Source organism: Syntrophorhabdaceae bacterium (assembly GCA_028713955.1).
In the GTDB taxonomy this organism is placed as follows: Bacteria; Desulfobacterota; Syntrophorhabdia; order Syntrophorhabdales; family Syntrophorhabdaceae; genus UBA5609.
In genome coordinates, this window is record JAQTNJ010000144.1 from 1 (window position 1) to 8,010 (window position 8,010).

8 protein-coding genes are annotated in these 8,010 nt (G+C 49.4%); all 8 read left to right on the forward strand.

Annotated elements, in window-relative coordinates; translation table 11 throughout:
- The coding region (locus PHU49_11700; protein ID MDD5244669.1) for an FAD-binding oxidoreductase at positions 1 to 1,153 on the forward strand (1,153 nt) is incomplete at its 5' end.
- Positions 1,154 to 1,214: 61 nt separating this feature from the next.
- Positions 1,215 to 2,390 (forward strand): (Fe-S)-binding protein, encoded by a 1,176-nt coding sequence (locus PHU49_11705; protein MDD5244670.1) that lies wholly within the window; start codon positions 1,215 to 1,217, stop codon positions 2,388 to 2,390.
- Positions 2,391 to 2,478: 88 nt separating this feature from the next.
- A complete protein-coding gene (locus PHU49_11710) occupies positions 2,479 to 3,129 on the forward strand; it encodes a corrinoid protein (protein MDD5244671.1) in 651 nt (216 codons plus the stop codon).
- Between the two features lie 44 nt (positions 3,130 to 3,173).
- Entirely contained in the window at positions 3,174 to 4,253 is a 1,080-nt protein-coding gene (locus tag PHU49_11715) for a uroporphyrinogen decarboxylase family protein (GenBank protein MDD5244672.1), read from the forward strand.
- 50 nt (positions 4,254 to 4,303) lie between these two features.
- Entirely contained in the window at positions 4,304 to 5,371 is a 1,068-nt protein-coding gene (locus PHU49_11720; GenBank protein ID MDD5244673.1) for a uroporphyrinogen decarboxylase family protein, read from the forward strand.
- A gap of 116 nt (positions 5,372 to 5,487) precedes the next feature.
- Complete coding sequence (locus PHU49_11725) at positions 5,488 to 6,192, forward strand: HAD-IA family hydrolase (protein ID MDD5244674.1); 705 nt, start codon at positions 5,488 to 5,490, stop codon at positions 6,190 to 6,192.
- A gap of 74 nt (positions 6,193 to 6,266) precedes the next feature.
- Positions 6,267 to 7,115 (forward strand): uroporphyrinogen decarboxylase family protein, encoded by an 849-nt coding sequence (locus PHU49_11730; protein MDD5244675.1) that lies wholly within the window; start codon positions 6,267 to 6,269, stop codon positions 7,113 to 7,115.
- Positions 7,088 to 8,010: 2Fe-2S iron-sulfur cluster-binding protein (locus PHU49_11735; protein ID MDD5244676.1), on the forward strand; the 923-nt coding region annotated here is incomplete at its 3' end. The genes PHU49_11730 and PHU49_11735, both read left to right, overlap by 28 nt.

An 8,010-nucleotide genomic window follows, 5' to 3' on the forward strand; every position in this document is an offset into this window, starting at 1 on the left:
GGCGCCTGAAAAGGGTATCATTCTGAGTACGGGCAGGATGAAGTTTGTCGATATTAACACTGATTACGGGTATTTCGAATGTGGTCCCGGGGTCACGGTCAATTCGCGTGATCTGCTGCTGGCGAAAGAGGGTTTTTTTCTGCCTGTCTACCCAGGGAGTAAGGTAGTCGCGACGATGGGGGGGATGATGGCTAACAATACCAGCGGCCATATCATCGACGCCTGTATCGGAAAACCGGCAGATTATGTCCTGGGCCTGACGGTTGTCCTTCCCACAGGAGAGATCCTCGAGACAGGCTCTAAGGCATTAAGAAAACCCGCCGGCACGGACCTCACAAAATTCTTTGTCGGCGGCGATGGTCTGACGGGTATTGTTACGCGCATAAGGATGAGACTCGTCCCCGCAAAAGAGAAGGCCTTTGCAATTGCCTATTTCGAAAATGCGGAATCCGTAGCGCAGGCCGTTGTAAGGATGTACAGGGAAAAGGCCCCTGCGCCGCTTTTTATGGAGTTTATGGACAAGGCAACCACAACCATCGGATTTGAGCATGCGGGACTCCCGGTCCCTCCCGGATGTGCCATATTTTTTGCCTCCTTAGGGGCTTCAAAGGATGATGCGTCGCGCAACGTACAGAGCCTGCTGGAGGTTATGAAGAAAGAGAATCCCATCCGTATGGAAGAGATCAGGGATCTGGCCGTGTGGACGAAGATATGGACGGCGAGAGAGGTAATCATCGCATCCCTGATGCAAAAACATGATGGTCAGTTTACAGGACCGGAGATCGTTTCCAGCCTCCCGGATCTTGTGGAATGCATAAAGGAACTGGAACATTACGTTGATAAGAAACCAGTCTTCAAAGGAATGCCGTTCTATCTGCTTGGTCACATCGGCGCATTGACGTTCCACCCAACGCTTATTGTTCCTAAAAAACTGGATAATGAAACGAAGAGAAAGATTGTTGCAGCAGGATTGGAAGTGGAAGCTGAAATGAACCTGAGATTCGGCACATGCGGAGGCGAATGGGGCCAATTCGGAAAACGAAATGCCTTTTTTAAGAAGAGATACGGGGAAAAGGCCTATGACCTAATAAGGCAGGTGAAAAAGGTCTTTGACCCGAATGATATTCTCAGTCGCGGGTTAATGAACCCATAACGCGTTAAGATCCTTTGAGAGATCCCTGTGCATTATATAAAAACACTTTATGGGAGTTACGATGGAAAATCAAAATGAAAGCGGCAATGAGTTGAGAAGGGATATCCTTGAGATCGTGTCCAAATGTGTCAAGTGTCGTTTCTGCATCTCCCAGTGCCCGGTGTATGAGGTATCGGACGGCTGGGTAACCCAGGGAGGCTCAGGGATCACTCAATCCCTATATTACGGCATAAAGCTCGGCAGGATAGATAAAGATTTAAGAGATATCCTGATGCGCTGTACCACCTGCAGGAGTTGCGAAATTATATGCGACAGGCTGATGGCGGGGGTAAAACTGGTAGACGCGATCAAGATGGGCAGGAGGCTGCTTCTTGAGGAAGAGATACCGCCGATCCGCGAACAGCAGAAGGCATTGGAGAACCTGCAGATAGTCGGCAATCCATACGGCATGCAGCCTTCAAAGAGAACGGCATGGGCCGCAGACCTCGATGTCAAAAGGGCAGGAGAGGCTCCGGGGAGCGACGTCCTCTATTACGTGGGTTGCACGCCCTCGTATGACGACCGGGTAAAGGCCGTGGCCAGGTCGATCGTTAAAATCCTGAAGGAAGCTAATGTGGACTTTGCCATTCTGGAAGATGAAAAATCTTCCGGAGACCTCGCGTTGACGATGGGGGAGTACGGGTTATTCGAGCTGCTGGCAGAGGAGAATCTTGGAAGAATTCAAAAACCGGGGTTTAAAACTGTTATCACCACCTCCCCCCATGATTTTAATTGTTACTTAAAAGAATACCCTGAGGAGATGAGGAAGATTGAGATCAAACATTACACCCAGTTTTTCTTCGGCCTCATAGAGCAGGGAAAGATACAATTCAAAAATACGATAAACAAGAAGGTGACATACCACGACCCATGTTATCTGGGAAAACATAATGGCATCTATGAAGAGCCGAGGAAGATATTGAAAAGCATCCCCGGGGTAGAACTGGTTGAGATGCAGAGGAACAGGGAAAACAGCCTGTGTTGCGGAGGCGGAGGCGGCAGGATGTGGGCGGATTTTCTTGAAGAGCCGCGCTTAGCCGAGGTCAGGATACTGGAAGCGATAGACGCCGGGGCGGAATTATTGGCGACCGCATGCCCCTTTTGTCTCATAAATTTCGAAGACGCAATCAAAAGTTTGAACAAGGAGAACGTAATCGCAGTGAAAGATATTGCCGAGATCATGTATGAGGCGGTTTAGCCCCGGCCTTAAGACACAAGGCAACGGGCTGAGGGACAAAAAATCATCGTAAAAAACGGATAGCATATCCTGAAAAAGGGAGGCAAAAATGGCTTCAGAGGAGAGAACCCGGGAGATACTCAAGGCGATTCAGGATGCAGTTGTAGGCTATGATGATGAAGCCTGTGAGCGCCTGTGCGGCTCTGTATTAGAGGAAGGGATAGACCCGCACCAGGCCATTGTGGAAGGTTTGACGGGCGGGATGGATAGGGTAGGGGAGCTTTATAACAGCCAGGAGTACTTTGTCCCCGAATTGCTTTTGTGCGCGGACGCATTGAATGCAGGGCTGAATATTCTTAAGCCGCACCTGAAGATAGAGGATACCGCCGGCAAGGGCAAACTCCTGCTTGGCGTTGTGGAGGGCGATATCCACGACATAGGCAAGAACCTCGTCAAGATCATGTTCGAGGCGGCAGGTTGGGAAGTATACGACCTGGGCAATAACGTGAAGATCGAGAGATTTGCAGAGGAACAACAGAAGGCCAATACGGATATTGTGGCCTTGTCGGCATTGATGACGACGAGCATGCTCGCCATGCCGAAGATCATCGGGGCGCTCAAGGCGCAGAACCCCGGCGTTAAAGTTCTGGTAGGAGGCGCTCCTTTATCGCAGGAGATCGCACAGAGATACGGCGCCGATGCATACGCACCTGATGCCGTTACCGCCGTTAAGACAGCGGTCGATCTCCTCAGGATGTAATGTAACGGGAAGACACATACAGACACGTAAGGCGGTGCATAATCATGAAACTAAAACAAGACAGGATGAGCAGCGCGGAGCGGATCGATTCGCTCTTCAATTACAGGAGGCCTGACCATGTCCCCATCGGCATGATCGCACCTTCATTCTCCTGCAGGAATGCGGGACTGCCCGTCAGCGTTGCCTACAACGATCCTGAACATAATTTTTACGCAATGCAGTGGGCCGCAGAACAATACGCCTGGGACCAGGCCCCCCAGATAGTGAGACACACGATTGTGGAGGTGATGGATTTTGGAGGGGACGTACGGCTGCCTGAGGGTGAGTACGAAGGAGCACTGGTGGTCAATTCCTATCCTGTGAAATCGGAAAGCGACGTGGAGAACCTGCAGATGCCTGATCCGGAGAAGACAGGGATGATAGGCGCTGCATTAGAGCTTGGAAGGCTTCAGAAGGCGCACGGTTTGCCGGTGACCTTCGTGTCCCGTTCTCCCTTCACGGTTGCATCAAACATCTGCGGCTTACAGCAGTTTTGCAAGTGGTTGATAAAAAAACCCGCATTATGTGAAAGGCTCATGAAGATGGCGTTCGATCATATCTTTAATGTCCTCCGGTACTGGGTAGATACCTTTGGCGCAGAAGAGGTTTTTGTGTTCATGAGCTCGCCGAGCGAATCAAACCAGGTAATATCACCGAAGCAATTCGAGAAGTTCGCCCTGCCTTATCACCTGCTTTACCATGAAAGGTTAAAGGCGCTGGGTATAAAGCGTTTCTATTTTCACGTATGCGGCGAGCAGAATTTAAACCTGCCGTACCTTGCGGATGCCTCTTCGTGGGAACATCCCGCCATCCTCAGCTTCGGGCATGAGGTGAGCCTCGAAACTGCTGCACAATATTTTCAAAAGGATATTATCTGCGGCAATATCGAACCGGCGATTATTCAAACCGGGACCACCCAACAGGTTTATGAAATTGCCGGGGCAACCCTTGAAAAGGGGAAGGATATCCCCGGTGGATTCATCCTGTCGGCAGGCTGCGAATTGCCGATAGCGGCTCCGGCGGCCAATGTTTTTGCGATAACCAAGGCAGCCGATGATTTTGGCTGGTACCCGGAACAGTCTTGAGCGTGTTCAAGGGTTGACGCCGACACATTAAGAAAGAACGGAGGGAACGAATGTTCATGAGGCCGGATGTAATGAGCAACAAGGAACGCATTGACGCACTCTTGAAAGGCAAACCGATTGACCGGGTCCCCCTTTTCCCTTTTATCCCCGGTTTCTGTGCGAGGAATGTGGGTTATCCCATAGCCACGATGTATTCCGATGCCGGGAAAAGTTTTGACGCGCAACAGAAAACCATGGAGCAGTACGGATTTGATTGGGGTCCTCTTTACGGATATGCTTCTTATGGGACATGGGAGTTTGGGGGCACCATAAAGATGCCCGCCGGGGATTACGAGCAGGCGCCGGCCCACGTGACCTTTCCGGTACAGTCGGAGGCGGATGTGTCCGGTCTTCAACTGCCGGACGTGAAAAAGGCGGGTTGCCTCCCCACGGCCATGGCGTTCTCTCGCTTGCAGGATAAATCCGACACGCCGATCTCCATCATATGCGGAGGTAATTTTACCATTGCAGGAAACATCTGCTCAGTGGAGACGCTCTGCCGGTGGATGCTGAAAAAGCCTGATCTTGTTCACGAGCTTCTCCGTTTGGCCACGGATCACATAGTGGATGTGGTGCGTTACTGGGCAGAGACCTTTGGCGCTGAACGGGTTATCCCGCAGATGTGGGAACCGTCGGCTGCGAATTATATATTATCCCCGAAGCAATTTGAGCGGTTTGTGCTGCCGTACTTACAGGAATCGAGCGAAAAGATACTGGCGATGGGGGTCAAACACATTCTGTACCACATCTGCGGTGAACAGAACGCAAACCTTCCTTACTGGGCCCAGGTCCCCATGGGGGATCCTGGATTAGCCAGCCTTGGCGAAGAGATCGACGCCGACACGGCTATCAAGCATTTCGGAGACACGTGTGTTATCATCGGCAATATAGACGGGAAGGTCATCCTGGAAGGAACACCTGAGTCCCTTTACCGGCTTTGCACGGAAACGATCACGAAATTGAAGCACGCACCGCGCGGCTACATGATGTGCTCCGGCTGTGAAATTCCGCCCAATAGTCCTCCCCATAACGTATATGTCATGAGAAAAGCCATAAATGATGCGGGTTGGTACGAATAACCAAAAGCACAGATGATACAACCCATCGAACTTGAATTGCCTCGGGCTCCGCTAAATATCAGTTCCGAAGAGTTATTCCGGATGGGAATCGATAAACCAGAAACACAGGGGGACATATGGACAATGTGAAAGGATTGTTTTTTGATGTAGGCGGGACCGTATTTGATTGGAAAAATACCGTCCGGGAGAAAGTACAGGAATTGGCCGATACAATGAACCGGACCATAGACGGTGGAGCCTTTGCCGATGACTGGCGGGGAGAAATGTTCAAGATACATACTCAGGTGAGGCATGGAGACTTGCCCTGGATGAATTCGGACGACATGCTCCTGCGGGCATTGGAAAATTTAACAAAAACCTATTCGCTCTTAACCGCCGTTGACCACATGTCTCTCATAAAATCGACCTGGCATCACCTCAAAGCCTTTGCAGGAACCCCTGAAGCGATCAACCGCTTACGGACCAAATATACGGTAGTGGTGCTCACTATCTTGAATTGGGAAAGCATCGTCAGCAGTTCTAAAGCAGCCGGGGTGCAATGGGACGGTATCCTGTCGTGCGAGTTTTTAGGTTATTATAAACCCTCTTTGCAGGCTTATATAAAGGGGGCAGGCCTGCTGGGGCTAAAACCGGCGGAAGCTATGATGGTAGCCGCCCACGAAAGCGATCTGATGGCAGCCCAGGCTGCCGGAATGCATACAGCTTATGTAAACGTTCCGGAAGAAGATAAGGATTTTGAAGGCTTTAAGCGACCAGACAAAACCAATTTTGACATTGAGGCCAAAGATTTTGAGGCTTTGTGTAAAAAACTACAAGTATGATTTTAAGGTAATTCCAAGCTCGCAAATCCGGTGGACGTGTGGGTGAGGTTGTGAATCAAAGAGAAAACGTAGTTGTGGCACTTAAACATTCAAGTCCATCTCGGCTGCCCCGGGGTGAGCTCTTTTTTACCGGGAAGTTTCTCGATATTTACTTTCCTGATTTCCAGGGAAACTATGTGGAGCAGATAGCGTCTGCTGCATACCTCCTCAGTCTTTCAGTTGTTGGAGTTGATCTCAACGAAGAGTGGTCCCGATCACTACTTAGGGAAGGAAATTATGGCAGGCTGAGGGAATATTTTACTGTTGGGTATATCAATGGGCCGATTATGCAAGCGATTACACAACTTGGATTTTGCCAGACAATGATCTGCATCAAAAGGGATCAACAAACCTTGTCTAATATTGTTGCGGGCATCTTAAAGGATGTTAAAGAAAAATGCAGGCTCGCCAAAAAAAATGATTTAAGCGCAATTGTATTAGCGGACGATATCGCGGGGAGTCATGGACTTTTCTTTTCTCCAGGTGATTTCACCGATATTATTCTACCGTATTACGCGCAGATAGCTGAGATAATAAAGGCAAATGACCTCTATGCCTTTTTTCATTCGGACGGAGATACAAGGGTAATCATTGAGTCGCTGATTGGTGCAGGATATGACTGCATCCATCCCGTTGACACCCAGGCAGGACTTGACCTCTATGAGTTGAAAAAAACATTCGGAAACAGGGTGTCGTTCATGGGGCACATTGATATAATAAACTGGGACGACGAGCAGATTACCCAGAAGGTAAAAGATGCGGAAGATGAGTTTAAGGAAGGTGGGCTTATCCTTGGATCAACGTGCGGCTTTTCCATGAAAACAATAAGCGACAGACTTCACGCCCTATACCCTCAATGGAAAAAGGTAAAGCAAAGACAGTGAAAGAGTATAAGGTTCTGTTCTTGCCGTCTTCAAAAGAAATCACCGTAAAAGAGGGTAGGACTATCCTGGACATTGCCCGTGAGGCAGGTGTCTATATCAACTCACAGTGTAACGGAAAGGGCAGTTGCGGGAAGTGCAGGGTACAGATAATGGAGGGTAAGGCCAATCCCTTTACTCACGAAGAATCAGATTTCATAAGAAATCTTGAAAAAGAGTTCGGGTACAGGCTGGCGTGCAAGGCCCGTATTCAAAGTGATGTCAAGGTTCTGGTTCCCGGAGAAAATGTGCTCACCTCCGAAGCGTCAAAAAAGATCTTCACAAAAGGCGCGACTTTGATCAATCCTGCCGTGAAAGGTTATCAGATCAGTCTCGATATGAATAAAACAGACTATACTCAAGGTATCAGTGAAAAACTTTGTACACAGCACGGCCTGCCTGACGTCACCATTGATTCTGAAGTCATACAAAGTCTGAGAAAAGAACCACTAAGAGATAAGAGTAAGATCGTTGTCTTTGTCTGGATGGACAAGGAAGTTGTGGCTTTGCATCCAAACGAGTCCGGCATATCCCTGGGTCTTGCCCTCGATATTGGAACCACTACCGTAGCGCTTTATCTCTGTGATCTGGTAACGGGGGATATCATTGCCAGTGGTTCCATCACGAATCCCCAGGTTCTCTTCGGAACAGATGTTATGTCTCGCATTGAATACTCGACTGCTCACCCGGTTGAAGGGACCAGAAGGATGCGGGGTGAACTCATAAAGGCCGTCAACGCCTTGATAGATGAGATGGTGACGAGGAACGGATGTTCTCCTAACCAGATCATTGACATGACGGTTGTGGGGAATACTGTGATGCACCATATCTTTCTTGGAATAGTCCCTGACCGTCTTGG

Excerpts from the sequence above, each read along its gene's own strand:
- PHU49_11725 (MDD5244674.1), top strand. The coding sequence starts at position 5,488 with ATGGACAATGTGAAAGGATTGTTTTTTGATGTAGGCGGGACCGTATTT.
- PHU49_11705 (MDD5244670.1), top strand. The coding sequence starts at position 1,215 with ATGGAAAATCAAAATGAAAGCGGCAATGAGTTGAGAAGGGATATCCTT.
- PHU49_11720 (MDD5244673.1), top strand. The coding sequence starts at position 4,304 with ATGTTCATGAGGCCGGATGTAATGAGCAACAAGGAACGCATTGACGCA.
- PHU49_11715 (MDD5244672.1), top strand. The coding sequence starts at position 3,174 with ATGAAACTAAAACAAGACAGGATGAGCAGCGCGGAGCGGATCGATTCG.
- PHU49_11710 (MDD5244671.1), top strand. The coding sequence starts at position 2,479 with ATGGCTTCAGAGGAGAGAACCCGGGAGATACTCAAGGCGATTCAGGAT.